This is a genomic window from Gorillibacterium sp. CAU 1737 (assembly GCF_039888655.1).
In the GTDB taxonomy this organism is placed as follows: Bacteria; Bacillota; Bacilli; order Paenibacillales; family NBRC-103111; genus Gorillibacterium.
Window position 1 is genome coordinate 1 of the sequence record NZ_JBDQQO010000017.1, and the last position, 23,063, is coordinate 23,063.

Annotated in this window: 26 protein-coding genes and 1 tRNA gene; 6 read left to right on the plus strand and 21 right to left on the minus strand. The window is 52.2% G+C overall.

What is annotated here, in order from left to right:
• Positions 1 to 3 precede the first annotated feature (3 nt).
• On the plus strand, positions 4 to 84 hold the full coding sequence (locus AAFN83_RS22185; RefSeq protein WP_481810520.1) for an IS3 family transposase: 81 nt from the start codon (positions 4 to 6) through the stop codon (positions 82 to 84).
• Between the two features lie 136 nt (positions 85 to 220).
• Here the strand turns inward: AAFN83_RS22185 and AAFN83_RS21670 are convergent, their stop codons facing one another.
• The 16 genes from AAFN83_RS21670 to AAFN83_RS21745 all read right to left on the minus strand — a co-directional run bounded on the left by AAFN83_RS21670 (position 221) and on the right by AAFN83_RS21745 (position 12,567).
• Positions 221 to 364, minus strand: coding sequence for a hypothetical protein (locus tag AAFN83_RS21670; RefSeq protein ID WP_347773290.1), 144 nt, complete (start codon positions 362 to 364; stop codon positions 221 to 223).
• Positions 365 to 426: 62 nt separating this feature from the next.
• Positions 427 to 801 carry a hypothetical protein gene (locus tag AAFN83_RS21675; protein WP_347773292.1) on the minus strand — a complete coding sequence of 125 codons (375 nt, stop codon included), beginning with the start codon at positions 799 to 801 and terminating at the stop codon, positions 427 to 429.
• Between the two features lie 17 nt (positions 802 to 818).
• Entirely contained in the window at positions 819 to 2,459 is a 1,641-nt protein-coding gene (locus tag AAFN83_RS21680; RefSeq protein WP_347773294.1) for a phage tail-collar fiber domain-containing protein, read from the minus strand.
• Positions 2,460 to 3,020 (minus strand): phage tail protein I, encoded by a 561-nt coding sequence (locus AAFN83_RS21685; RefSeq protein WP_347773296.1) that lies wholly within the window; start codon positions 3,018 to 3,020, stop codon positions 2,460 to 2,462.
• The gene (locus AAFN83_RS21690; RefSeq protein ID WP_347773297.1) at positions 3,020 to 4,144 is read right to left on the minus strand and encodes a baseplate assembly protein; all 1,125 of its coding nucleotides are present in this window, start codon (positions 4,142 to 4,144) and stop codon (positions 3,020 to 3,022) included. Before AAFN83_RS21690 ends, AAFN83_RS21685 begins: the two co-directional genes overlap by 1 nt.
• Complete coding sequence (locus tag AAFN83_RS21695) at positions 4,141 to 4,446, minus strand: hypothetical protein (RefSeq protein ID WP_347773299.1); 306 nt, start codon at positions 4,444 to 4,446, stop codon at positions 4,141 to 4,143. Before AAFN83_RS21695 ends, AAFN83_RS21690 begins: the two co-directional genes overlap by 4 nt.
• An 11-nt stretch (positions 4,447 to 4,457) precedes the next feature.
• Positions 4,458 to 5,024, minus strand: coding sequence for a phage tail protein (locus tag AAFN83_RS21700; RefSeq protein WP_347773301.1), 567 nt, complete (start codon positions 5,022 to 5,024; stop codon positions 4,458 to 4,460).
• 12 nt (positions 5,025 to 5,036) lie between these two features.
• Positions 5,037 to 6,296 (minus strand): hypothetical protein, encoded by a 1,260-nt coding sequence (locus AAFN83_RS21705; RefSeq protein WP_347773303.1) that lies wholly within the window; start codon positions 6,294 to 6,296, stop codon positions 5,037 to 5,039.
• Positions 6,297 to 7,211: a phage late control D family protein gene (locus tag AAFN83_RS21710; protein WP_347773305.1), complete on the minus strand. Its 915-nt coding sequence runs from the start codon at positions 7,209 to 7,211 to the stop codon at positions 6,297 to 6,299.
• Positions 7,212 to 7,214: 3 nt separating this feature from the next.
• The gene (locus AAFN83_RS21715; RefSeq protein ID WP_481810540.1) at positions 7,215 to 7,430 is read right to left on the minus strand and encodes a tail protein X; all 216 of its coding nucleotides are present in this window, start codon (positions 7,428 to 7,430) and stop codon (positions 7,215 to 7,217) included.
• Entirely contained in the window at positions 7,420 to 9,360 is a 1,941-nt protein-coding gene (locus AAFN83_RS21720) for a phage tail protein (protein ID WP_347773307.1), read from the minus strand. Before AAFN83_RS21720 ends, AAFN83_RS21715 begins: the two co-directional genes overlap by 11 nt.
• Before the next feature lie 129 nt (positions 9,361 to 9,489).
• On the minus strand, positions 9,490 to 9,825 hold the full coding sequence (locus tag AAFN83_RS21725; RefSeq protein ID WP_347773309.1) for a hypothetical protein: 336 nt from the start codon (positions 9,823 to 9,825) through the stop codon (positions 9,490 to 9,492).
• Positions 9,826 to 9,854: 29 nt separating this feature from the next.
• Positions 9,855 to 10,385, minus strand: a complete 531-nt coding sequence (locus AAFN83_RS21730; RefSeq protein ID WP_347773311.1) for a phage major tail tube protein — start codon at positions 10,383 to 10,385, stop codon at positions 9,855 to 9,857.
• Positions 10,385 to 11,815, minus strand: coding sequence for a hypothetical protein (locus tag AAFN83_RS21735; protein ID WP_347773313.1), 1,431 nt, complete (start codon positions 11,813 to 11,815; stop codon positions 10,385 to 10,387). The genes AAFN83_RS21730 and AAFN83_RS21735 overlap by 1 nt, the downstream gene beginning before the upstream one ends.
• 16 nt (positions 11,816 to 11,831) lie before the next feature.
• Positions 11,832 to 12,377: a hypothetical protein gene (locus AAFN83_RS21740; RefSeq protein WP_347773315.1), complete on the minus strand. Its 546-nt coding sequence runs from the start codon at positions 12,375 to 12,377 to the stop codon at positions 11,832 to 11,834.
• 34 nt (positions 12,378 to 12,411) lie between these two features.
• Positions 12,412 to 12,567, minus strand: a complete 156-nt coding sequence (locus AAFN83_RS21745) for a hypothetical protein (protein ID WP_347773317.1) — start codon at positions 12,565 to 12,567, stop codon at positions 12,412 to 12,414.
• A gap of 355 nt (positions 12,568 to 12,922) precedes the next feature.
• Between AAFN83_RS21745 and AAFN83_RS21750 the strand changes: the two genes are divergently transcribed.
• From AAFN83_RS21750 to AAFN83_RS21760, 3 genes are all read left to right on the plus strand, one after another.
• Positions 12,923 to 13,369: a GNAT family N-acetyltransferase gene (locus AAFN83_RS21750; RefSeq protein ID WP_347773319.1), complete on the plus strand. Its 447-nt coding sequence runs from the start codon at positions 12,923 to 12,925 to the stop codon at positions 13,367 to 13,369.
• A 140-nt stretch (positions 13,370 to 13,509) separates the two neighbouring features.
• Positions 13,510 to 14,337 carry a helix-turn-helix domain-containing protein gene (locus AAFN83_RS21755; RefSeq protein ID WP_347773321.1) on the plus strand — a complete coding sequence of 276 codons (828 nt, stop codon included), beginning with the start codon at positions 13,510 to 13,512 and terminating at the stop codon, positions 14,335 to 14,337.
• Positions 14,334 to 15,257 carry a hypothetical protein gene (locus tag AAFN83_RS21760; RefSeq protein ID WP_347773323.1) on the plus strand — a complete coding sequence of 308 codons (924 nt, stop codon included), beginning with the start codon at positions 14,334 to 14,336 and terminating at the stop codon, positions 15,255 to 15,257. The genes AAFN83_RS21755 and AAFN83_RS21760 overlap by 4 nt, the downstream gene beginning before the upstream one ends.
• 53 nt (positions 15,258 to 15,310) lie before the next feature.
• Here the strand turns inward: AAFN83_RS21760 and AAFN83_RS21765 are convergent, their stop codons facing one another.
• The 3 genes from AAFN83_RS21765 to AAFN83_RS21775 form a co-directional block, all read right to left on the minus strand.
• Complete coding sequence (locus tag AAFN83_RS21765) at positions 15,311 to 15,451, minus strand: YjcZ family sporulation protein (protein ID WP_347773325.1); 141 nt, start codon at positions 15,449 to 15,451, stop codon at positions 15,311 to 15,313.
• A gap of 148 nt (positions 15,452 to 15,599) precedes the next feature.
• A complete protein-coding gene (locus AAFN83_RS21770; RefSeq protein WP_347773327.1) occupies positions 15,600 to 17,990 on the minus strand; it encodes a YhgE/Pip family protein in 2,391 nt (796 codons plus the stop codon).
• 88 nt (positions 17,991 to 18,078) lie between these two features.
• Positions 18,079 to 18,663 (minus strand): TetR/AcrR family transcriptional regulator, encoded by a 585-nt coding sequence (locus AAFN83_RS21775; protein WP_347773386.1) that lies wholly within the window; start codon positions 18,661 to 18,663, stop codon positions 18,079 to 18,081.
• A 308-nt stretch (positions 18,664 to 18,971) separates the two neighbouring features.
• On the opposite strand from AAFN83_RS21775, the gene AAFN83_RS21780 reads away from it, so the two are divergent.
• Together AAFN83_RS21780 and AAFN83_RS21785 are read left to right on the plus strand one after the other, a co-directional pair.
• A tRNA-Pro gene (locus tag AAFN83_RS21780) sits at positions 18,972 to 19,045 on the plus strand.
• 113 nt (positions 19,046 to 19,158) lie between these two features.
• A complete protein-coding gene (locus AAFN83_RS21785) occupies positions 19,159 to 19,698 on the plus strand; it encodes a hypothetical protein (RefSeq protein ID WP_347773329.1) in 540 nt (179 codons plus the stop codon).
• 51 nt (positions 19,699 to 19,749) lie between these two features.
• On the opposite strand, the gene AAFN83_RS21790 is transcribed toward AAFN83_RS21785, so the two are convergent.
• Entirely contained in the window at positions 19,750 to 20,166 is a 417-nt protein-coding gene (locus AAFN83_RS21790) for a hypothetical protein (protein ID WP_347773331.1), read from the minus strand.
• A 103-nt stretch (positions 20,167 to 20,269) separates the two neighbouring features.
• Positions 20,270 to 22,975 (minus strand): flagellar hook assembly protein FlgD, encoded by a 2,706-nt coding sequence (locus tag AAFN83_RS21795; protein ID WP_347773332.1) that lies wholly within the window; start codon positions 22,973 to 22,975, stop codon positions 20,270 to 20,272.
• Positions 22,976 to 23,063: the final 88 nt, after the last annotated feature.

Genomic DNA, 23,063 nt, shown 5'->3' on the forward strand with positions numbered 1-23,063 from the left:
TACATTTACTTTTACAATAATGAACGGTTTCAGGCAAAACTAAACGGCCTCAGCCCCATGGAATTCAGGGTCAAGGCCGCTTAAGAATCTTTTATTTTTTGTACTGTCTATTTGACGGGGTGCGGTTCAGAATTCATTGTAGATGATGAAGGGACACCCTCTTTTTTTGTACAAAAAAAGAGCCCCCGGGACCATCCCGAGGGCTTATGCTTTACCAATCTTATTCAGCAGCAAGAAGCGGCTGTCCATCCGTGCCGTATCCAAGGGACTCCAACCGAGCCTTAACAGCAGGCTGGGAATTGATCGGTACTTGCGAAAAAGTAATATCGCCATAAATAATGAGCGATGCCATCACGATGACCATGTGCAATTCACCTCCCTTCGATATTTTGAGAAAGAGCCAAAGTAAAAGGCGGCTCACCGGGTTCATGCCGGATCGCCGTCCATAAGCAGGCTATAGATTTCAAATAGCGCGATCTTGTTCTCGCGGTCTTTTTGCTCCATGAGGGCTTCGTTATCCGCCAGCTTTTGCTTGAGTTCCGCGATCTGTTGTTCAGGGGTCGGTTCCGGTTGAGGGAGGGGATTCTCAATCGTTTCTTTTGAAACCTCGTCGTACTCAAACGTTACTGCGTTAAAAAGATATTTCGTCACCTCGACATGGGTTTCGTCAACTCGCCTATTCTCTCGATACTCTAAGGACACGAGGATAATGTCTCTACCGCCACTCGCGCGTTCATCAATTTTGTACCAGACACCGTTTTCATCTTCGACGAGCGTTTCGGGGTTCAGCTTGGCAAACATGTAATCCCTCCCTTTCATTAATTTGCGTACGCGACTCTAATTTCAGGGGATCCGAAGTTGTTTACTTGTGTCTTGTATCCCCTTATCGTGAATGAGGACTTAAAGTATATAGTTGAATCTCCAAACATCCTAGCCGCGCGCTCAGAGTTAGAGACGGCTGCAATGTAGCCTGTTTCCTCCCACGATTGCGGTCCAATCGCAAGACTATCGGATAAATTGGGCCCAGCTCCAGCAAAGTACAGGACGTCGTCCACCCACACCTCAATCGATGCTAGGGAAGCGCCCGTTACCGCTATGAGATTTACGACACCAGGCCCTGTCAGGGAAATTAGTGTAGTCATTGATCCTATGACGGTTGCTTGAGCAACAGCCCGCTTACTTGTATAAACCGATCCAGAAGGCATCCATTTCACCCCATTCCAGTATTCGAGACGTCCCCCTGCTCCGAGCCGTGTCGCAGCCAGATTGTTCCCCCTCAAATTGATTTCACCAGAAACCGCAACGTTGTTGAATCCGGATTCGTTGTTCTGCCGGTTAACGGCAAACAAGTCTCGAACCCATACTCCGTCTTTGGTCAGTTCTTGCAAAAGGAATTTGTCCATCCAATAGGCAAGACGGAGTTTACTCCCATTTGCATCATTCACATTGTGAAAGTACAACTCGCCGCCAACTTCATTGATCTTGTTCCGTAAATTCCAGTTATTAAACTCCGTTGACGGTAAGGCATTATTCCATTTACTCCGATCCGTACTCGATACGTGTATCCCGGACTCTGCAGCATGCACAGAGAGGGTGGACTGCACCGTATCAACCTCTGCCTTCCTTGCGATGTCTCCCGCCGCAGACGGAGCAGCGACCTGAGCCCGGCCATTTGCGTCGCGTTGAATGATCCGGTTTTCTATGGCAGAGGACACTGCACCATGGACACCTGCTGTTGCGTCCACATGCGATCTCGTTGCCTCCAGCGAAATCGCCGGAGCGGTACGCCAACTCGACTTCCCCGTGATCGCCTTCACCATGTTCGCCAGCCACCCAAACAGCATTGTAGGTGTGCCTGTATCCCCCGTAGGGGCTGTTGCATCGGATACCGTTCGGTTGCCGATGATCGCATCCGTCACCGCTCCAGCAGCTAATCCCGAGCTAGTAATCTTGGGGCCATTCCCCGTTGTTCCGTCATGGGTATGGCTGGAGAAGTCCTTCTGAGTAACAAAAACGAGCGACGAATCGATCGTTGCTGATACATTCGCTGCCGTGCCCACAATAACGTCAAGTTCAATGAGACGTTCGAGGATATCGGCCCCTCCGCCCGGTGGGATGAACTCTGCGCTTGCACCAGAGTTTCCGTAGGCGTAGAGGATTTCGCCGTCAACAGGGTCTTGAGCAAATAATCCAATTTCTCGGAAATAAAAGCCTGTGCTAATGGTGGAATTCGTCAATTTCCCGCTCACCGTTGCGCGGTTTGGCGGCTTTGCTACAGTCCCCGTGAGCGTCAAATTCAATTTTTGAGAGAGAAGGGCATTCAGAGCCGTGACCGTCTGGTTTGTAACCTGTCCATCCCCGATCGCGATGCGATTAAATTGCAACGGTGTTCCGGCTTGCACCTTTGCCTGAAGGGCAAGCCCCCGAGTTGTTAATGTGAGCCCACCGAATGCAGCCATTTATTCCACCATCCTTATCGTCATGTAATCTCCGATGTGCAAGGCTACACCGGCATGGAAATTAACCGTATCCCGCGTTTGGATGATCACTGCATCCAGCACAGAACGCAGGTTTTTCACAGAACCAACGGCTCGTTGAAAAAGTGCTGCATTCCGGCTTGTTGCAGTCTCATCCCCTGTTACCACTCGAAAATGGTACGGCTCTCCACCGTAATCGAACCACTCTTGAACCTCGCCGCCACCGAAATAAATGTCCACAATCCGTTGAACAGCAGCAGGGGTTCCTCTTGTTCGCGCCAGATAGAGGGCATCCCGAATCGCCTGTCTCTTTGTATAAAGATCGCTGGTTGAATCATACCAGTCGGCCCCAAACTGCCATGCCAGGATATCCAGTGCACTTTCAGGGAGTGAATCCGTATTCGCGTACAGGAGCACAGCTTCAACCGCCTTGGCGATGGCACGAAACTGCTCCGAGAGGGCTGCCGACATGCCTTGAACCGTCTCATCCCGCTGCATCATCTGCGACTGGAGCTTCAACAGATCCACATTGGACAACTCCATTAGATCAACCCCCCATAGAGTAAAGCGCGGGTTCCGTTCGTCCGCTTGGCAACCTTATGATCGGCGATGGAGGTGTATTCAGGCGCCGTCATGGCAACTCGGTAGGCTCCAGCGTTATACAATCTGGCAATAAGGTTGTCCGGCGTGAGGGGCCGGCCTAACTTCGACTGCTGCCAAGCCTCGTATTGATCTGCAGCACCGTGTTCTCCCTCGATAGCCGCTCGAATGGTACTTTCCTCAGCAGACCGCTCCTTTGAGATATAGTAGGTCAACGCGATCGAGTAATCGACGATTTCAGGAGCGAGGACGTTCACTTGGTCGGTTAACGGACGCCGATCATCAGAGGATACTTGCTCCTTCACAGCCTGGAGAACGGCCGCACTAGGGAAAGCTCCATTCTCCATGAGCGGGTATAGGTTCACAACCCCGGGCGACGGGGAGACCGCGGCAACATCAACAATGCCCACGTCAGCGCTTTTTGCCCAGAACTTATAGGCGTCGCGCGGACCGGCAACGCTGAAGGAAGCCGGGGCGAGCTGCTGCCGTTCGCGATAAGCATCATCCGACTCTGCATCAGCTCCGCCTGAACTAGCGGTTACATTGATCACCGAACCGACAAACGGGACCGGATCCACGAGCAGCTTGATTTGTCCGGGTAGAAAGCCGTTGTACTTCTGACCTCCCTCCATTGCCGCAATCTCGACTTCCCCAACCGTATCCCCTGGTTGGATCGCCAGTACACTTTGGGTAGTAAAGTAAAGGATTCCATCCGGGGTGACCCGGGTTCCCGCTGGAATGCTTACCGGTCCCGCCTGAATACTCGATAGGGTGAATCTTATGACCGCCTTGGCTTTCTGTGCAGAAAGACGGGTTACCCTCATCCTGGCACCAAGGCCGTCTAATACTTCGCCGAACGCGAAGGGCAGTAGATTCGAATTTCCGGTATAGTTGATTTTGTTCAACAGCCCCACGAGAATGGGCACCATTTGAAGCAAAAAAAGCCGCCTTGGATCAGCCTCGTAGAGTGGCTGGTTTAAGGCCGCTTGGTAGCTTAACAGCAATTCCTGCTCAATCCGCTTCGCATCCGTCTCCACAAATGCAACCGGCTTAAAGTCTGTCGTCATACATCAATCACCACCTGCAAGAGCAATCCCCCGTTCTCCTCACGTCCCAGAACCGAAACGTCAAGCACATCCGCTCTAGGTTCCCACTGGTTAATCGCTGTATAGATTTCTGCAATCGCTAAAGCGCCCGCCTCGTCCTCTGGACGATCCACAAAGCCCCCGTCCAGTCCAAACATACGAGCATAGGCAATTTCATACTTGAACGTACTCATAATCGTAAAAACATTTTGCACGACTTCCTCCATGCCGACCGCCCCCCAGTTAATCGAAGGGGCATCTGATGTTTTAACAGTCGTGATCATGCCCTCACCTCCTAAAACTCATAGCTTCTTGCGGATGTCTTAGCCGCTCCCGTTGACTGCGGATTTCTCCGTTTGGCGCTTGATTTATCCACGTAAGACATGGGTACCATATCCACGCTGACAGGCCCGCTTTGGCTTGACTTTACCGCTTTATTAGCCGATTGTGCAGCCTCCGCTGTTCCGGCCCGTACGTATTCCTCGAATGACAGCTTGAGTGTAGCTTTCAGTAAACGGCCGGCACTATCAATCTCCGTATCCCCCACCCCGACCGACTTCAACAGCCATTTGGATTTTCCCAACGGCTTCCCCCCGAGGATAAAGTAATCAGCCGATGCCTTATCTCGAATTAACTCCCATGCCTCGATCTGTGCCCGGACATCAAGAGATGCGGACATACGGAGGGCCAAATCAAACGAAAATGTTCCAAGGCTCAACCCCTTAATATAGGTGCTGGGCTTACTGCCTACCTTATCCTGAGACTCCGTACTGAGGTCACCCGACCACTCAAGCCCCGTAAGGGTATAAATCTTGCTCCGACTGACCGAAAACACCTTTTTTTGAAAGGATGCAATGACCACCTTTGATACCTCCTAATTCTTTGTCAGCAGGATCTTCGCAGAGACAAATTCCCCGCTTCCCAGATAGCCATAGGCACCATAATCGGTAAAAGTAGCATTGAATCCTCCTACCTGCTTCAGGTTTCCGTTGGCCAGAACGCCCTTAACGGCCAAGATGACCGTATTGTGTTTGTTCCAAGTATTGTCGGGATAGGCCATGTTGAAATCCGTAACATTGACCACTTCAGCATTTACCTCGTGGATGGCGGGAACCGTCTTTCCCATGAGCTGCATGGTGCCGTCCTCATGAATGGCGGCGATGTCATACCAGTTTTCCGCTTTGGCATCGGTATTCTTGGGAAGCTTGCGCCATACCCATTTTGTCTCGTCCAGCAGAGCCCGCCCCGTATAAGGGTTGTAGTAGCCCACGTCATAGAAATCCAACGGACTCACCATGCCCCAGTAGAATGAGTTATACCCCCGCTCATCCATATTCCAAAGTCCATGCTGACCGTTCCACAGCGTCCCGTTGTAGGCATACCCGTACTCCGGGTATGCCTTATCGGGATCGATAGAACCTCCTGAAAATTTGCCCAACGAAACGCGTTTGAAGGGAGAAGTCCCGCTGCCGTCAATTTCAAAACCGCTTCCGCCAATGGTCATTCCCCCATAAGCATCGCACATGAAGTGATTGTTCCAGCCCAGCATAATGCCAAATTCACGCCAACTGCCGTCCGGCTGGACAGCGCCGATGTCCTCGCCAGTTAGGTCGCGGGCCGGGTCACCTTCCCCATATGCTTTCTTCCCGTTCGCCTTCCAGAGATTCATGCCCTGATTAATGAAATCCCCGATGTTCTCTTCGCCTGGATAGGTACCACCGCCCTGAAATTGCCATCCAAAGCTGAAATTGTTCACGTTCACTCTCTTAAACCGCTTGGTCTTATAGTCATACCAGGCGTTCACGAGAATCCACACTTCCGTGAACTCAACGCCTCCTCGAATACCCGTGATGACAGCAAAATTGTAAGGAGCGTGGGGTTGGGTAGAGCCTTCGGCGAAGAGTCCCAGGCTTTTGTATACGCGTAGAGCCGAATCGGATAAAGCGGCAACAATCATCCCATCCGCCATATTCGCAGGGGAGGAGAACGCCACGGCCACTTGATCGTTTGGGCTTAAGGTCAAGTGGGACGCATAGGGCAGTTCTGTCGTGACAGACCTCGGAATATCGGGAAAAGTTACTCTGGCGGTATGGCTAACTGGATCGACGGTACTGATAAATCCTTTTTTGATCACCTAGTATCCCTCCAGAGGTCTTCGTACGATAAGCTTGGATCGATTACTCGCAAACTCATGGGCAACGGCATCCACCAGATAAAGACCGTCAAAAAAACCTGTATCTTCGATCGTAATCATGGAGCCCGCTGCCAGACCTGGGTTCAAATCAATCGTTATTTTCCCCGTGACTCTTTGTTTATTCCAGCTCCTGAGCATACCTTTGGCCCAGCGATCCGCATCCGCTTGGCTGCCGATCGGAAGGGTAACACTAAGAGTCGGACCCACCATTTGACCGTCAGAGAAGCTCCCCTCAACCATCCCTGTAGGAGTGCTTCCTCGGACATTGCATCGACTGTAGATGCCAGTGGAACGATCGCAGAATTCAAAGCTCCTCATGCTGTTTTTCCTGATCGTCAGTCCGGGTCGTTCCTGCTCCTGCTTATGCTCATCATAGATGACCAAGCTTCCGCTCACCTTACAGGAATAGCCCTCCAATTGGCATAACCAGGAGAGAAACTCAAAGTCAGGCCTCTCGATTTGGTCAAGTCGAGGGTACAGGTGGTTCACCACCCCGTACGGCTTGATCTCAAGCCCATAGCGGCCGGCGATTTCTGCAGCGATCTCCAAGAATCGGACATTTTCCCACCCTTGAGAACGACTAGTACGAGCCGTCATCGGAATGGAGATCGCCGCCAGGTTCAAATAGCCTGCTGTTTGTCTCACTTCATCCACATACATGATGCCGGTGTCATACCCGCCTTCAAGAACCCGGATCGTATCACCTTTCTTCGGACTCCAGGTACTAAGTAGCCCATCTGGGTCTGCTAGAAGGATCGCCATATCGTCTGGAGCCCCGCCGCTTCTGTCCGTTGTCGAAACAGAGATGGGCTGGAGAATAGAAGTGGAGTCCTTGCTGTTATAAAAAATCTGCATAGGTCACCCCTGCTTCCAAGGAGGCAATGTCGCGGCTACAGGCTCATCAATGACAGGTATTCGCAATTGCTCTCCCCCCTGGAAAGTCAATACGCTGCAGTACCGCAGGTTTGCTTTAATAATGGTTGAGGAGAAGCGTTCATCCCCGTAAAAATCCAGGGAGATCACATCAAAGGTGTCCCCTGCCATGGCTGTGTAAAGGTAGGCATCATCCACCAAAGCTCAACCTCCCCTTCGAATCCCACCAAGCATCGCATCGGTCAAAAAAGTCATCCGCTGCGGGCTTAAGGGACTTGATTAAGCTGTCCGCACTTCCCCCATTGATTACAGGAGCAAATACGAACTGAGGGCTTCCTCCGCCCGGTTCCGCTCCGAGTGCTCGGGCCGTCTGATGGAGCAGGCTCAAGCTGCGCGGGGTTCGCTTCAAGGGAATGGCTGCTTCCGGTCCTGCTTCACCGAAAATCGACGGTTGATTGGCAAAGCCACCTTTTGCAAAAGTGGGGATATGCGGCAGGCTAACACCGAATATCATTCCTCCGAACTTGGGCACCCAATCGGGGATTTTGATTTTGATACTGTTCAAGCCATCTATCAGGTTATTGATAGGTGTAACAAAAAAACCTAGGATTCCAGTAAAAATGGATAAAACCCCCCTCCCCAAGCCCATCAACCATTCGTTAGCTCCGTTCAAAGCCGACATTACCCCGCTCATGATGGAGGACACCAGTTGAATAACGAAGGCAGCAATCCCTTGCAGGAATGGGAGTATGTTATTTTGTAAGAGTCCGACAATCCAGGCGCTCACTTGATCCCAGTTTTTCCACAAGAGGATGATGCCGGCCACGAGGGCTGCAATACCAAGGATAATCCAGGTAATGGGGGAGGTCACGATCGCTACAGCAATCCCAAAGGCGGTCGTCGCCGCGGTCATCGCCCAAGTAGCGGCCGTGCTTATTCCCTTGACAATTGCGTCACCGAGATATAACCCACGTAGATAAAGTGTTGCAATCATATCTTTCGCCTTTTCACTGTTCAACGCTTTATAGGCCTTTGTGATCGCCTGGATTCCAGCAACGATACCGGTGCCGATCTTCCAAGTAGCCATCGCGCCAACAATGCCAATGATGATGGGTTCAATCAAGGACCAGTTATCCGAAATCACCTTGTATAAATCGAGAGCATCGCCAGCTACCTCGCCAATTTTTAAGGCAAAGGCATACACTTGGTCCACGGCCCCCGGTAAATATGCGATGACCTTATCTACGATCCCCGATATGGCTCCTTGAAGCTCTCCCACCTTTTGAGGGCTGCTCATGAAGGTCTCGATTAGCTCATTGACGCGTGTGATCAGCCTTGTAAAGGAAGGAAGAACGCCAGCCATAACGGTCATGGAAAGCTGCTGGAAGTTTTCCTTCATCATCCTCTGCTGGTTGGCATATGTCCCCTGATTTTGCGCCAGGTCCCCTTGAGCACTTGTGCTTTTCTCAATGAGGTAGTTATAGCGAAGCATCGTCTGGCTGGCTTCATCCATATTTTCATAGGAAACTCGAACTCCCTTGGACATCGCATAAGCATTCAAATTAGCCGCACTCATGTTGATTCCAAGAGACTTCAGGGGCTCGATATCTCCAGAGATCCCGGATTTGATTTTCTCAAACGCTTCGGCTGGATTGAGGTTGTAGAAGGAGGCAAAGTCGCCAGAGAGAGCCGTCAGGTTTTTTGACATGGTCCCCAGGTATTGACTGGAGACGCCGGAATTTTTCATCACGGTTCCTACGCTGATGGAATACTGCTTAGCAGCCAATTCGGATAGGCCATAGCTTTTTAAGGCACTCTTCGCAAAGGAATCAATCTGGCCTGCGCTTTTTCCAAACGTAAAATCGACCGTCTTCTGAATCTCTGCCAAATCAGAGGCCAGCTTAAGCCCATCTTTACCCGCATCCCGCAATCCGGTTGCGATCGCCGTTGCCGCTTTGTTAGCCGCACCCTTGGCCAGCTCGAAGGACTTGCTAGCCAGCTTGCCAAACACACCGAATGAAAACCCGGCCGACTCTGTCTTTCCTTGGACCTCCTCCAGCACTTTGGACAAGGATGCTTCGAGCTTCTCTGCCGACTTAGCCAGATTCTCAAGTTCCGTATTACTTGCCACGGGTCCGTTCCACCTCCTTTCTTTGCCTTTCTGCTTCTTCAGCCAAGTCTTCAAAAAACGCAATCAGCTCGATGAGGGGCATGTCCATGCACTCGGAACGGGTTGCAAAGTTGTGATAAACAAGCTGGGTTATGCATCCGCGGATGTACTCATCGGTAACGACTCCTCCGAATTGATGAAGAAAAAATCGCGGACAAGGGCCTCCGCCTTAACCGAATCCTTTGCACTCATCCGAAGAACGTCCTCCACCTCGATAGAGGGATCGACCAACCGGCAAGCCTGAGCAAACAAATACAAGTGGTAATCGGAATCGAGTTCCTGAACCATGATCATGTTGCCGCTTTTTTTGAATGCCTTGGTTGCTTCCGCCTTGTCCCTCGCCGTCATATCTTCGAGGTTGTACTTGAGCGATTTGGCCTGCGAGCCATTGATATCGATCGGTTTCGTAAGCTTTAGTTCAGCCATAACTCCTCCTTATAGTAAAAGCAGCTCTCCTACTGGAGAGCCGCCCGAATGCCGGCCGTGAAGTCCACGCCGTTTACCACGTACTTGTAATTGATCTTATCAATCAAGAGCGCTTCCTTGCCGTCCACAACCTTGCGGAAGTAAATGACTTCAAACTCGCTCGACCCTTCGGAACCGGAGCCCACCTCCAGCTTGCCGGGATCGTACTTTTTGTTGATACCGGTCAAAAAGGCTTTGTGCTGCTGAATTCCAATTTTTACATCGGAAGAGTCAAATACATCCACCACCCAGACCACTTCGAAGTTGATTGTACCCGGCCGGGATAGCATGGCATACTGCGGGTTGTCCGCTCGATTGTTAATGGTAAACGTCATGCTGCCTACCTGTCCGAAAGTGGGGAGATCAATTTCCCCCATAATTCCTGCGCCTTTCAGCGTATCCGTCAGCTTCTCGATGCTGGGTAGCTGAAGATCGGAGGAATCATCAATGACGACAAGCTTCCCGGATGTATCCGTCGCCTTGAGTTTGTAATCGATGGTTTTGTTATGGAAACGCGGCATTAGTTTTCACCTCCAAAAAGAGTAGCCAATCCTGCCGTTGTATACCGGACACGGAAGGTCAGCGATTTTGCAACCGGAGTTGTCGTGTTGAGCACGTCGAACAGGAAGTCCCCCGTCACCATGGAGCTTGTCAAGTTGCTTGTCTCGTGAAAGGCGATAGAGCCTGAGAGCAGCTTTCCCTCTGCTACTAGACTATTCAGCCAAACTCCAGCATCATTGAGAATCGTATCCACGAGGGACCGGGTAAGGGGGCCGTCCAGGTAAGGCGCGTAACGGGCCTGGAACGTGTTGGTGAGGTATCGCTGCATCCGAATACTGGCGTCGAACACATTCTTCGGATCGATGGGAGCACCATCCTCATAATTTGCGTTGTGGGCCCCCCACAACACCCAAATCCCCCCCTTGAAGAGAAAGGTTGTAATCCCCTTGGCATTCAGTTGGTTGGCCTCAATCTCGTCAAAGTAGATCGGTCCACTTCCAACGGCCGTTCCAGCAGCATCAACCTGCTTGTTTGAAGGGGTTTCGTAAGGCACATTGTCGTTTGCAAAATCGGTCTGCTGCATTTGTACCACAGCCAGAGTAGAGCCCCAGAACGTGCGGTCAGCCTTTCTTGCCTTCGGCCAAACGACTTTCAGGGGAAGATCGTTGTACCCATTATCAATCTTCCAGGCAATAGCCTTATCGATAGAATCCGCTGTAGATCCTGCGTCAAGATCTGCAACCACGATGGCATCCCAATGGCCGTTCACCAGATTAGCCTTGCTGACCAGCGCTTCCTTGACGGCCTTCTGATGGGACCAACCCGGTGCCGCCAGAATCGTGGGAACAACGTTGAGGGTTTGATAGACGAGGTCAACAGCCGCAATTCCCTTACGAATTCCACCGGAAGTTCCACCAATGACATCCGTCGGGAGGACCTTGGAAGCATCTACTTCGCTGTACTCAACCGTAACCGAAGCGGCGAGTGTCTTGCCGGGAAGAGCGGCAATCTTGATACGGCCATCGTCGGTATAGGCAGCGGTATAGTCCGTCCCGAGCGTCTTTCCGGTGATGGAAAGGGTACCGAGGACCGCCGGAGCAGTGATATAGCCGACCCCGTTTGTGATCTCAATGGTTTGGGAGCCTTCCTTTTTGTGCACACTCGGATCCAACACGTTAATCGCGATAATCGGACCGATAGGTTGAATCGCATTCTTGAAGTGGGCATAAATCGCTTCGCAGAGAGTATACGAAGACCAATTGTCGGAGTACCCAAGCTTTGCCACTGCATCCTCGAAGGTGTTGAGGATAACCGGCACATGGATCGCCGGATTAGAGGTTTGTTGCACAGGAGCCGTCCCAATATAAATCGGTAGAGTGCCGACACCGGCGGGAGGCAGAGCATCCGTTGTAGGAGCCTGAACACCGTAAATGCCATGTTTGTAGGTCATTACATTACACGCCCTTTCAGAAGTTTAAATTTTCTTTGGTCATGAGCGGCAGCACAACGGCCGTCGCTCGGAATGTAAGCCATCCTATCCAGTAATCAGCCGCCTGTTTCTGATATACGCCCCAACGGAATGGCTTTTGAGCCGCCGTCTTGCCGTCTCCGATGAGATAAGACTTGGCCAGCTCCGATCGGCAGATATGCATCAGGTTAAGCAAGTCTTGGTACCCCTTGCCATCCGTGCTCAACTGTCCCGGTGCAAGGTACGTGCCAGGGTTAAACACCATGAAGGTAATTCTTGCCGCAATCCCTGCATCCTTGCCGTCGTCGTCCCCTTCATCCATCCCGATTACCATCGCGGGGACCGCCTTCTTCATCACGCTGGGGAGCTCCAGCAGCAAATCTTCCGGATAATTCGGATGAGGTATCCACCCGATGAGAGCTTTTGGATGCACAAGCCGATAATCCATGAGATCCTCATCATTCGGGAGCTGCAACTTGATTTTCGGGCTGACATGCCTTTCGCAAAAAGTTCGGATTTCCTCCAGTATGAAGTTGTCAATCATGCCTTCACCTTCTTCAGCCATCGGTTAGTCTCGTTCAATAAACAGCAAGATTATCATCACGGCGTTCTACTAAAAAGCTACCGCCTTTTTGATAGGTAAGCGGGGATCCCCGCGAATACACCTCCACCTGGCTGCTGTCGTTTTTCTTAACCATCTTGGTTGAAGCCACTACTGTTCTCATTATGGTCATCTGCGTTTTCACCCCCCTTCAAAGATTGTCCTTGTCGAAGTGCTTCGAAGTAACCCAGCGTTCTTCTGAAGCATCCTTGCGATTGTAAGTAGGCTAAAAAAGAAAACCGCCCTGCAGCAGGGCGGTCTAAAAAGGAGGAGCTATTGGGTGATTCCTTATCTTCCGATGATATCAATATAACACGGATTTTCAGGCGGAAAGTGCCCTCTTCGTGTCACAAGTCTATCATCCGAGTTTCATTCTTCTCAAATAAATCTATTCTTTCCCTGTACAAGATAGTGCTTTATCATATATTTTATCATTAGGAGAGTGAATCCTCTCGGGAACGCCATTTTGCTTTTACATGAGGGAAACCATGAATCTTATTGAGATAACCAAAGAGAACTGGGTAAAGGTTGTTTTGCTCACGACAAATGAAAACGGTTCCCACACCCTTGGCGAAGAGTTCGTCGCGTCCAATGCATACTCCCTGGTTCAATCGGCATTCGAACCGGGATGGACAACGAAAGCCATCGAACAGGATGGGACGCTGATCGGCTTCGCTATGTATGGATGGTGCGAAGAGAGAAGCTGCTATGAGCTCTGCCGGTTTATGCTGGATCGCAAGGCTCAGGGGCAGGGGTATGGAAAACAAGCGCTCTCCCTCATTGTTCAGGAGATGAAGCAGCAGTTCGGCTGCGAGAAAATCTACTTGTCCATCGATCCCGAGAATCATAGGGGCAAACATGTCTATGAGCAATTCGGGTTCGTCCCTACCGGGGATGTTTGGGATGATGAAGAGGTCTTTTGCCTTCCGCTTTAAAACCAAATGAAACTTAGTGATCTATACAACCAGTAGGCATCCGAGAGAGTTGGACAAACTTTCCGGATGCCTTTTTTGTAGCAATTTTTATCAACGCTAGAAGGTTTCCGTTTGATATAACATTTAGTAGGTGAGCAAGGGTGGATTACAGGGACCATATAGCGCGTGTGATTGCTTTTATTGAAGAGAACCTTACTCAGGATCTAACGATTGCCGATTGTGCGCGGGTGGCTGGATACTCGGACTATCATTTTATCCGGGTGTTCCACTATGCGACCAACCTGACACCAGCCGATTACATCCGCAAGCGGAGACTGACGGAGATCATCAAGCGATTGGATCGCGACACAACCCTCTCGGACCTGGCTTACGCCTACGGCTTCAACTCCAAGGAGAACTTTACGCGAGCGTTTACAGCCGAACACAAGGTTCGTCCCTCCGAATTCAAATCGATGCAAAGCAGCCTGAAGCTGTACGAACCCCTTCCCTTCGATACGGAGCCCTTTTCCGTAACACCTGATCTTGTAACACTCCCCTCTTTTTCCGTTGTCGCCTATAAAAGCAAGGAGAAAGCCCCGCCGCTCTTCTGGAACCAATACAACTGCCGCAAATGGTCAAAAAGGTTGTCCGGCGGCGCTACGGTTACGGACTACGGGGTGTGCAGCTGGAACCTTCCGCTCGCGAGGCTTGATTATTGGATTGGCATTCGCAAGGAAGACGCGAACGGAGATTTGACCAGCTCCGAGGAACTCCACATTCCGGGCGGTCTCTATGCCGTTTTTACCACTCCGCCCGCCACCTCCTTCGCTTTCGTGAACGCCATTCATCGAACATGGGAATTCATCAACACCGAATGGCTTCCCCATAGCGGCTACTGGCGCACCGGCGGATATGAATTTGAAACATACACCGAAGAAGCTCGAACGTTTCAAGAAAAAATCTACATTCCTTTGGAGGGAAGAACATGAAGAAGCTTTCGATTACATGGCAAGGCGTAGAGGACCCAACCGGCTACCTGTTTTCCTTGGCAAAATCATTGTCTGCCGCTGTTCAAAACAGCCCTTATGCGGAGTTGGCCGAGGATATCGTCGCCACAAGCGGCTTTGCCTTTCGGATGTGGCTGTCCGCCGATTTATGCCCAAGCGCTACGTCGATCTGGAGCTGGGACGACCAGAAAAAGTGGGTGGAAAGCGGCGGGCTGCTCTGCGACTATGTCGGCCGTTACTGGGGGCAGGAGGATCAGGAGGAACCCCAGCGGCTCAAAGCGATTGAGCTTATCAAAGAGTCGATCGATCGCGGCGTGGCCGCCATCTCCTGGGACATTGGCGTTCCCGAATGGGGCTTGATTATCGGGTATGATGACGCGGCCCAAGCCTTCTCCACCCTCTCCATTACGGGAGAAACCGCGGAGATGCCGTATTCGGTTCTCGGGAAGCGGGAGCTGCCCCTCCTCTCCGTATTAACCCTAACCGGCCGATCCGACAAATCCCCGGAAGCGATCCGAACGGACACGTTAAAGCTGGCCGTCTCCCATTTGAAAGGGGAAGAATCCTGCGAAAACGCCAAGGGCCTGGAGGTCTACCCCGTCCTCCTCAAGCATTATGAGGAAGAGGGCGGATACGGCGCCTCATGGAATGCGGAATACTTTCTTGGAACCTATGGAGCGCTGAAGAAGTACGCGTACAAGTACTTTGAGAAGGTCGAGCTTCCCGAGCTTGCCGACTTGTATCGGTCCGTTTATAAAGCATGGCAGGAAGCCTTCACGCTAAAAAAGAACGAGGACGCCAGTACCCCTGAGGTTCGGAGGAAAATCGCCGCTTTGTTGCATACCGCCTATGAGAAGGAACAAGAAGCCGTCGGCTTGATGGCCTCCTTGACGGCCTCCTAAACTCAAAAAAATCCCCGCACGGCGAGGAGCCGTGCAGGGATGCGCTCAGGTGATCAACAGAAAGCTTTCAGGATAATCACGAGCAGAATGAACAGCACCAGAACGAAGCTGAATGCGCTGCCGCCACCCCCATAAGGGGATACACAACCGCAACCTGCACCTCCGCCATACCCATACCCAGGATAGAAACCCACGTTTCAGCACTCCCTTCACAGAAGATACTTTAGAATATGTGGGAGTTTCCGTTTGGCATGGTCGCATGGAGGATAGCATCCGCCCATTCAAACAGCCCCCGTCCGGATGGACAGGGGCTGTTTGCTGTACGGGGATGCACGGTTCGGCTTAGGCCGTTACTTCCGCTTGCTTGAACTCATCCTTATGCCGGCTGAACATGAAGGTGTAGAAGCCGAGGCTGAGGAGCATGAAGGCGACGATAAAGCCGATCAGAACAAACGTGTTTTGCCACATGGTGCTGAAATCTCCGCTGGAGATGACATCCTTGAAGCCGAAGACGGAATAGGTCATCGGGAGCAGCTTGTGGAATTTTTGCAGGAAGTCCGGCAGCAGCTCCTTCGGGAACGTTCCGGCCGAAGTCGTCAGTTGGAAAATCAGCAGGATGATGCCGACGAAACGTCCGGCATTGGCGAAGGCCGAGACCAGGAATTGAATGATGGCCATGAAGGTAACACTGGTGATGATGGTCAAGATGTAGAACAGCGGAATGCTTTGCACTTCCAGGCCGAGGCCATACAGCAGGAAGGTGTCGAGAATGACGGCTTGCAGAACACCGACGAGTACCGTCACCATGAACTTGCTGAAGAACCAGGTGATGCCGTTCTTCGGAGCGACTGCTGGCTGCTTGATTTGGAACACGATCGTCAGCAGCAGTGCGCCAATGAAGAGGCCGAGCGAGATGAAGTAAGGGGCAAACCCGGTTCCATAGTTCGGAACTTCGGTATACCGTTCTTCGCTGACGGTCACGGGACCTGCGAACATCTTGGCATTTTCGTCGCCCGTGTTGAGCGAGCCGGTTTGCTTGGTGGCATCCGTCAGCTTCGTAGCGAGCTCGCTGTTACCGTCGGCCAGTTGGTCGGCGCCGTCTTGCAGCTTCACGGTGCCTTCATCCAGCTTTTGGGCACCGGTTGCCACTTGCTCGGCACCGTTCGCCAGCTTATGGGTTCCGTCGTTCAGCTGCTGCGTGCCGCTTGCCAAGGCATCGGCGCCTGCGGCGAGCTTGCCGGTACCGGCCGTCAGCTGGTCGGTTCCGCCGGCCAGTTGTCCGGCTCCGGTGGCCAGCTTCTTCGCACCGGCTTGCAGTTGGTCCGCGCCGGAGACGAGTTGATCGGCTCCGCCGGCCAGCTTGTCGATGCCGCCGCCCAGCTGCTGCGCACCCACTTGCAGCTTGGTTGCGCCATCAGACAGCTTCTCCCCGCCGGCAGCGACTTCCGTCAGCTTCGTGGAAATGGTGCTAATCCCCGTCTTCAATTGGGTCGAACCGGTGGCCAGTTGCTCGGCTCCGGCGATCAGCTGATCTTGCCCGGTCGTAACGGAGGTCAGCCCTTGCGAAACCGCCTTGCTCGTTTCGAGCAGCTTCGCGAAGTTAGGGTCTTGGGCCAGCTCCGGATGGGCCTTCGCATAGGCTTGCAGCCCGTTCGAGATCCCATCCGCACCGGTGGACAGCTTGGTCAAGCTTTCCTTTGAGGTGGTAAGCCCCTTTTGCAGTTGGGCGACGCCGGTTTCCGCTTTCTCTGCACCGGCGGACAACTGGCTTGCTCCATCCGCCAGCTTGCCAAGTCCATCAGACAAGGTGGTGGCGCCGGTGTTCAGATCGCCAAGACCCGTCGTAAGCGCTCCTGCCCCTTGCTGCAGCGAAGAGATGCCCTCCTTCATCGGGGAAGCGCCCGCAACCAGCTTGCCGAGACCGGCATCCAAGGCTTCGGCGCCCTTCTTCAGCTCGTTCGCACCAGCAGACAGCTTGCCTGCGCTGGAGTCGAGGGTGTTGATGCCGTCCTTCAGTTGGGAAGCGCCGCTTACGAGCTTCCCGGTGTTGACATCGACGAGCTGAACGCCGTTGTTCAGGTCCGTTGCCCCTTTGGCCAGCTTGTCGAGGTTTTCCTTGATCGTCTTCACGCCGTCATCGACGGATTTGGAGCCGTCGGCCAGCTTCGTGGCGCCGTCACCGGCTTGCCCGATTCCGTCGGAGAGCTTTTCCACACTGCTGAATACCGCTTTGGAATAAGCTTCCGTTACGCTCTTGGACAACTCGCCTTGAATACGCTCAACGGCGGTCTTGCCGATTTGGGCAGCGAGGAAGTTGTAGCTCTCGTTCGGGATATACTTGACTTCCGCCCGTTCCGGCTTTTCGTCGGTTACCGTAACAACCTTTTGCGAGAAATCCTCAGGGATTTCGATCGCCATGTAGTACGTCCGGTCGGACAAGCCCTTCATGGCGACGTCCTTCGAGACAAACTGCCAATCGAAGTCCTTGCCTTCCTTGAGCTTATCGACGAGCTCGCCGCCGACATTCATCGTCTTATCGTTGAACTCCGCGCCTTTGTCATTGTTGATGACGGCAACGGGAAGAATGTCCATCTTGGCGTAGGGATCCCAGAACGCCCACAAAAACATCCCCGCATACAACAGCGGAACCAGCATAACAGCAATAACAGGAATGAGCACCATCTTGTTGCGCACGATGGACGAAAGCTCACCTGCAAAAGATTTGGATTTCATGGGTTCCTTATCCTACCCTTCTTTTTTCAAATGACTTTACCGGTCGCCGGGCCGGTTTCTCTATACGGCGATACATTCTGACTCTTGCCTACACGGGGGGAACAGCCAACCCATCCTCCAGATACAAGCGGAACAAGCGAGCAATTTCTTCGTTTGACAGCTTCTCGTGGGTTTCAGCCCATTCGAAGACAAAGGCAATGTAGAGTCTCAGCATCACAAAGGCCGTAATCTCCGGGTCGCAAGGCTTGATCTGTCTTTTCTCGATCGCGTTTTCTATGGCCCGCTTGATAAAGCCGACGATGGCGATCTCCACCTTCTGCAGAGCATCAATAGCAGCGGGGGTTCCCATGTCCTTCACTTCATGCGTCAGTTGGATCGTCAAGCGATGCGATTCCCGGTAATTCACCATGGCGATCAGCACGTTGTGCAGGTTTTCGAAAAAGGGCAGCTGATCGTTCAGCACATCCTCCGCGAAAGCCTTCATCTCCAAAATGTACTCGTTCAGAATAGCGCCAAACAGCTCTTCCTTGTCTGCAAAAAACGTGTATATCGTTCCTTTGCCCACCTTCGCATCTTTGGCCACCTGATCCATCGTCGTCGCTTTGAAGCCATAAATGCTGAATGAGCGGGCTGCAGCATCCAGGATCTGCTGCCTCCTGTCTACGGTCGCGATTCGTTTCCCCTCCTTTTTGTGTCGTCCCGGTTTACCTTTGAAGCCGGAGGCTTTTTTAGAAACTGACCAATTGTCCAATTCGGTCATTTCGTACTGAAGCTGATTCTACTCCCATTGGAACGGACTTTCAAGGCCTTTTTCATGGAGAAAACGCTTTTATCAAAACTTTTTTTCACCCTCGCAAAAGGTAGCGTTTTCATTTGGCGGCCCCTTTATCAACGTGGAGATTTTAAAATTCCCTTGCAATTTCAAAATGCTCATGATATAATCTTTTCTGCTGGTCCTTTCACAAGGACAACAACGGATATCGAGACGTGGCTCAGCTTGGTAGAGCGCTTGCTTCGGGAGCAAGAGGTCGCAGGTTCAAATCCTGTCGTCTCGACTTAAACCAAAGACAACTTCTTCAACAGGTTTTCACCTGAAGAGAAGTTGTCTTTTTGCATTCAACAGGGATGGCTCCCGTTATGACGAAATAGTACCTGGGAGGAGACAACCATGGACCTCTATCATTATTACGATCCTGCGATAGGCCCCTTTAAGAACCTGTCGGATCTTCCGCTTACCGAAGCAACCGAAGTATTAAAGACCGTCAAGGCAAACAAGCCGGATTCCCAATGCGCCAAAAGGCAAGCCTCCTATATGGAGGACCGCTTGCACTTTGAAGAGCTGCTGCGCAATAAGTTTCTAGAAAAGGGCGGGCTGGTGGAGCGGCATGTCCCTCATTACATGGTGATCGAGCACAGCCCGTGGCTGAGCACCTGGTTTAAGCCCTGTGCTCACGTGATGATCCCGATTGAGGCCTTCGATCTAAAAACCGTCTCGTTCACCTACGGAGACTCGCACCCAACATTCAGCAACCGGGTCACAGACGGCAAAGAATACCGTAAAACCCTCTATCTCTACGAAGAAATCCTGGGGCTGATCGACAAATACGGCCTGCCCCAGATCTGGAACGACGACGGCCGCTTTGGACCGGAGCGGTACATAGAAGCCCATATTTGGAGCGACGTGCCCATCTACCAATACTTCAAGTGAGGATGCCAAGGGATCACGAGCTTCCCTTACCCGCCCTCGTCCATTTTACCTTTAATGAAGGAACGCGATTCCCTTCCCTTCTCCATCATCTTCATCTTCCCTGGCTGCAGGTACAAATTCTCCAATGTAGGGTTCTGCATAATAGGAGCTATCGTAGGCCGGCAAAGCTTGCTCAATCTCATGAAATCTACGATTTTCCGGGTCTAGCAAAGGATGCGGCCTGCTTTGGTGTTCATCCTTTTTCCATTCTAGAAAGAGATGGTAGGCTTCCACCTGGAGGGAGTACTCTTCATCGGACACAGGTCTTACCCGATACAAGCTGGACCACTCCTCTTTCCCCTCATCGAATATTCTTTCAAAAGAATGAATGCCGCCTGCAAAATCAGCAAACCCGGATTTGGGCCCATCCCACCAGTCCGTAATAAAATGAACGGTCTGCAGGTCCTCGGCTGCTTGCTCGTGCTTCATTGTCGCACCTCGATCCATAGATGATAAAGGCTGCATCCCTGGTTTTATCCCGATCCAAGGATTGCAGCCTTTTTCGTTTCCTGTCCTCCACACGTAGATCGGTTTACTGTGTTACCGCAAAAGCCTGCTCTCCGGTGATCGTCTTCCCGTCCACGACAACAGCCAGCACGGCCTTGTACTTGCCGACGGCTAGCTTCGGCAGCTTCACGGCCTTGGGCAAGCCCATGTCCCCGTCCAGCGCCGGCTTCCCCTTTTGGGTGAACACGATCTTGCCCTTCTCGTTCACAACGGATACCGTATAGTCCTGCTCGATAATCTCGGCAGCTCCTTTGCGGGATACCGCGAACGGAAGAATGGCATCCGGGTTATCCATGCCATAGATCAGGCGGCTGGTTCCCTGAATGGGCAGCGGCTTTACGAACGTTGTTTCTTTCGGCACCTCTTGGAACAACGCCGTGCCCTTCAGCCAGTCAGAAGCTTTCTTGCCCTCGATCTTGGCAGGGACAAGAGAATCGATGAGCGTGTAGAACTCTGCGGCAGAAGCCGGAGCCTTCTTCGCCAACTCGTTTTGCAGCTCTCGGAAGAAGCCATAATCGCCATTGCGTTTGAAGTAAGCATCCGCCAGAACGAGCCAAGGCGTCGGGCCGTACTCCAGAGTGAATACGTTCATGCCCATCATATAGGCGGAGGTATCCTTCCACTCTGTACGCACATCGAGATTTCCGCTTCCGGCATTACCGTTGGTACGGCCCAGGTTGATCAGAACCCCCGGTCCCAGGTTCTCCAGCACTTTGTTCAAGTGGAGATAGTACGGAATCGACTGTACGTTGGTATCGCGGATGCCATTCTGTTTCAGAGTATGGGAGATGACGATCTTCATGGCTTGGCTGATGTTCTCGGTGTACCGTGCGTTCGCAATGGGGATCGTCGTTCCTTTGTGGAACATGTGATAATACTCAATGAAGAAGAAGGAGTCGAAGTTCGCATCTGTCTTGCTTCCGGCTTTCGGTAGATTGACGAGGTTCAACACCGTCATGTTGCTGTCCATTCCAGCCAATCCCTTGGGATCATACTTCACTACAAGGCGATTATCGGCTTGCGGAGCCCCGGCAATCTGCCGGATGACCGGATCGATGTCCTTCATCAGAAGGTCGATATAGCTCTTGCTGGCAGCGGGAATCGAAGCATCATAGGTGACGGTTACCTTCGTGTTCCGGCTTGTATCTGTTGCTTGCAGGTTAAGCCAATACCCGTCCGTGTTGTCTGCGGAATAAACCGTGAACGTCTGTGTGTCTTTCACGGTGGTTCCTTGATAGGTCGCTTCTGCTGTTGCCGTATAGGTTCCGGGAGTCAGCTTGTCCTGGGGAAGGCGAATGCCGGTTTTTCCATTGTCGGAGTACCCGCTCTTACCCGTCTGGTTGAGAATCACATTGCCTTTGCTGTTCTTCACCGTAACCTTTACATCCGTATGGATGATCTCTCCCGGTGTACGGCTGATCACAAAGGGATAGAGCATATCCGGGTTATTGCGGCCTGTCACGTTGAAGGAATCTCCATCCGCCACAAACAGGCTGACGGCAAGCTTGTTCGGGATGCTTCCGCGGAACAAGGCTTGTTCGCTCATCCATTCCACAGCCGTCTTACCCGCTACGACAGGCACAAGGCTCGTAATGATCGCCTCAAACCCAGCCCTGTCCTGCGGCTTCTTTTGCACCAACTGCTCTTTCAACTGGTAGAAGAAATCCCACTGACCGGATTCCAGGTAACGAGCGTAGGCCAGCTTTAGCCAAACAGCCTTCGCATATTCAATCGTGAACGAATTCAGCTTGTCATAGGCATTGTTCGTGAGCAGGAAGTTGTCACTTTTAAAAGCGGAAGCGGTATCGTTGGTATTCCCTGTGTTCAGCACAAGCTCAGGCTTCAGGCTCTGGAAAGCCGGATAGGCCGCCAGGTAATAATTGATGCCGCGGTACGCAATGGTCCGGGTTCCTTTGGCTGTGATGGACTCCGCCACCAGCTCCTTAATGGAGTGGGCCAGGTTCTCCGTATAACGGATACCGGGAATCGGAATGCTCCCGCCATCCAGGAACTTGTGTATGTAATTGACCAGGAAGATTTCGTCCCATGCCTTGTCGGTTCCCTTGGTTCCATCGGGCAGCTTGCCGAAGGTCATCACGGCCTTGTCCTGGCTGATGGTGGTATGGGAGCCTGCGGCGTACTTCAGCATGAGGTTGCCGCTCTTGATGGGAGCGCCCAGATAGCTTCGAACGGCAGGATCAAGCTCCGCCGCCAGCTTTTTGATATAGGCTTGGGTCGAAGCAGGAATCGAGCTGTCGAAGGATACGGTAATCTTCGTATCCCGAGCAGCGGTTGGAAGAGAAGGAGCAACGTTGACGACGGTCTGCTGAAAGCGGGATCCGGAGGAAGTCGTAGACTGGGAGGGGGTCGGGCCGGAATACCACAGCTCGGTTTGACTCTCTTTTCCCGTAACGTAGAACCCGTTCATGGTCCCGCTGGCTGCACCTGCGAGCCGAAGCTCCACCTCATAATGGCCCAGCTTCAGGTGATCGAGGAAGACGGTCCCGTTCTTATCCGTTGTGCCAACATCCTTGCCGTCGATGTACAGATGAAGACCCGGAACAGGCTGCCTGCTATCCGGATTGATCACGAGAATGGTGATGCTTCCTTCCTCGGCCTGAGAGGAGGCAGCAACAGCTGTTACCGAAGCGGCATTGACTGTCGCCGCAGGCAGGGCGATCGATGTGATAAGGACACAGGTAAGCAAACGCGACATGATGAGTTTAAACACGCTAAGACCCCTTCGCTGGTAAGATTCACCTAAAATCTAGTTTCATTTAGAAATGATCGGCAAGAATCCGAAAGGCACACTGCATATT

Bases quoted from the DNA above. Each gene is read 5' to 3' on its own strand.
- AAFN83_RS21670 (WP_347773290.1), bottom strand. From the start codon at position 364: ATGGTCATCGTGATGGCATCGCTCATTATTTATGGCGATATTACTTTT.
- AAFN83_RS21675 (WP_347773292.1), bottom strand. From the start codon at position 801: ATGTTTGCCAAGCTGAACCCCGAAACGCTCGTCGAAGATGAAAACGGT.
- AAFN83_RS21680 (WP_347773294.1), bottom strand. From the start codon at position 2,459: ATGGCTGCATTCGGTGGGCTCACATTAACAACTCGGGGGCTTGCCCTT.
- AAFN83_RS21685 (WP_347773296.1), bottom strand. From the start codon at position 3,020: ATGGAGTTGTCCAATGTGGATCTGTTGAAGCTCCAGTCGCAGATGATG.
- AAFN83_RS21690 (WP_347773297.1), bottom strand. From the start codon at position 4,144: ATGACGACAGACTTTAAGCCGGTTGCATTTGTGGAGACGGATGCGAAG.
- AAFN83_RS21695 (WP_347773299.1), bottom strand. From the start codon at position 4,446: ATGATCACGACTGTTAAAACATCAGATGCCCCTTCGATTAACTGGGGG.
- AAFN83_RS21710 (WP_347773305.1), bottom strand. From the start codon at position 7,211: ATGCAGATTTTTTATAACAGCAAGGACTCCACTTCTATTCTCCAGCCC.
- AAFN83_RS21725 (WP_347773309.1), bottom strand. From the start codon at position 9,825: ATGGCTGAACTAAAGCTTACGAAACCGATCGATATCAATGGCTCGCAG.
- AAFN83_RS21730 (WP_347773311.1), bottom strand. From the start codon at position 10,385: ATGCCGCGTTTCCATAACAAAACCATCGATTACAAACTCAAGGCGACG.
- AAFN83_RS21735 (WP_347773313.1), bottom strand. From the start codon at position 11,815: ATGACCTACAAACATGGCATTTACGGTGTTCAGGCTCCTACAACGGAT.
- AAFN83_RS21740 (WP_347773315.1), bottom strand. From the start codon at position 12,377: ATGATTGACAACTTCATACTGGAGGAAATCCGAACTTTTTGCGAAAGG.
- AAFN83_RS21745 (WP_347773317.1), bottom strand. From the start codon at position 12,567: ATGACCATAATGAGAACAGTAGTGGCTTCAACCAAGATGGTTAAGAAA.
- AAFN83_RS21750 (WP_347773319.1), top strand. From the start codon at position 12,923: ATGAATCTTATTGAGATAACCAAAGAGAACTGGGTAAAGGTTGTTTTG.
- AAFN83_RS21760 (WP_347773323.1), top strand. From the start codon at position 14,334: ATGAAGAAGCTTTCGATTACATGGCAAGGCGTAGAGGACCCAACCGGC.
- AAFN83_RS21770 (WP_347773327.1), bottom strand. From the start codon at position 17,990: ATGAAATCCAAATCTTTTGCAGGTGAGCTTTCGTCCATCGTGCGCAAC.
- AAFN83_RS21785 (WP_347773329.1), top strand. From the start codon at position 19,159: ATGGACCTCTATCATTATTACGATCCTGCGATAGGCCCCTTTAAGAAC.
- AAFN83_RS21790 (WP_347773331.1), bottom strand. From the start codon at position 20,166: ATGAAGCACGAGCAAGCAGCCGAGGACCTGCAGACCGTTCATTTTATT.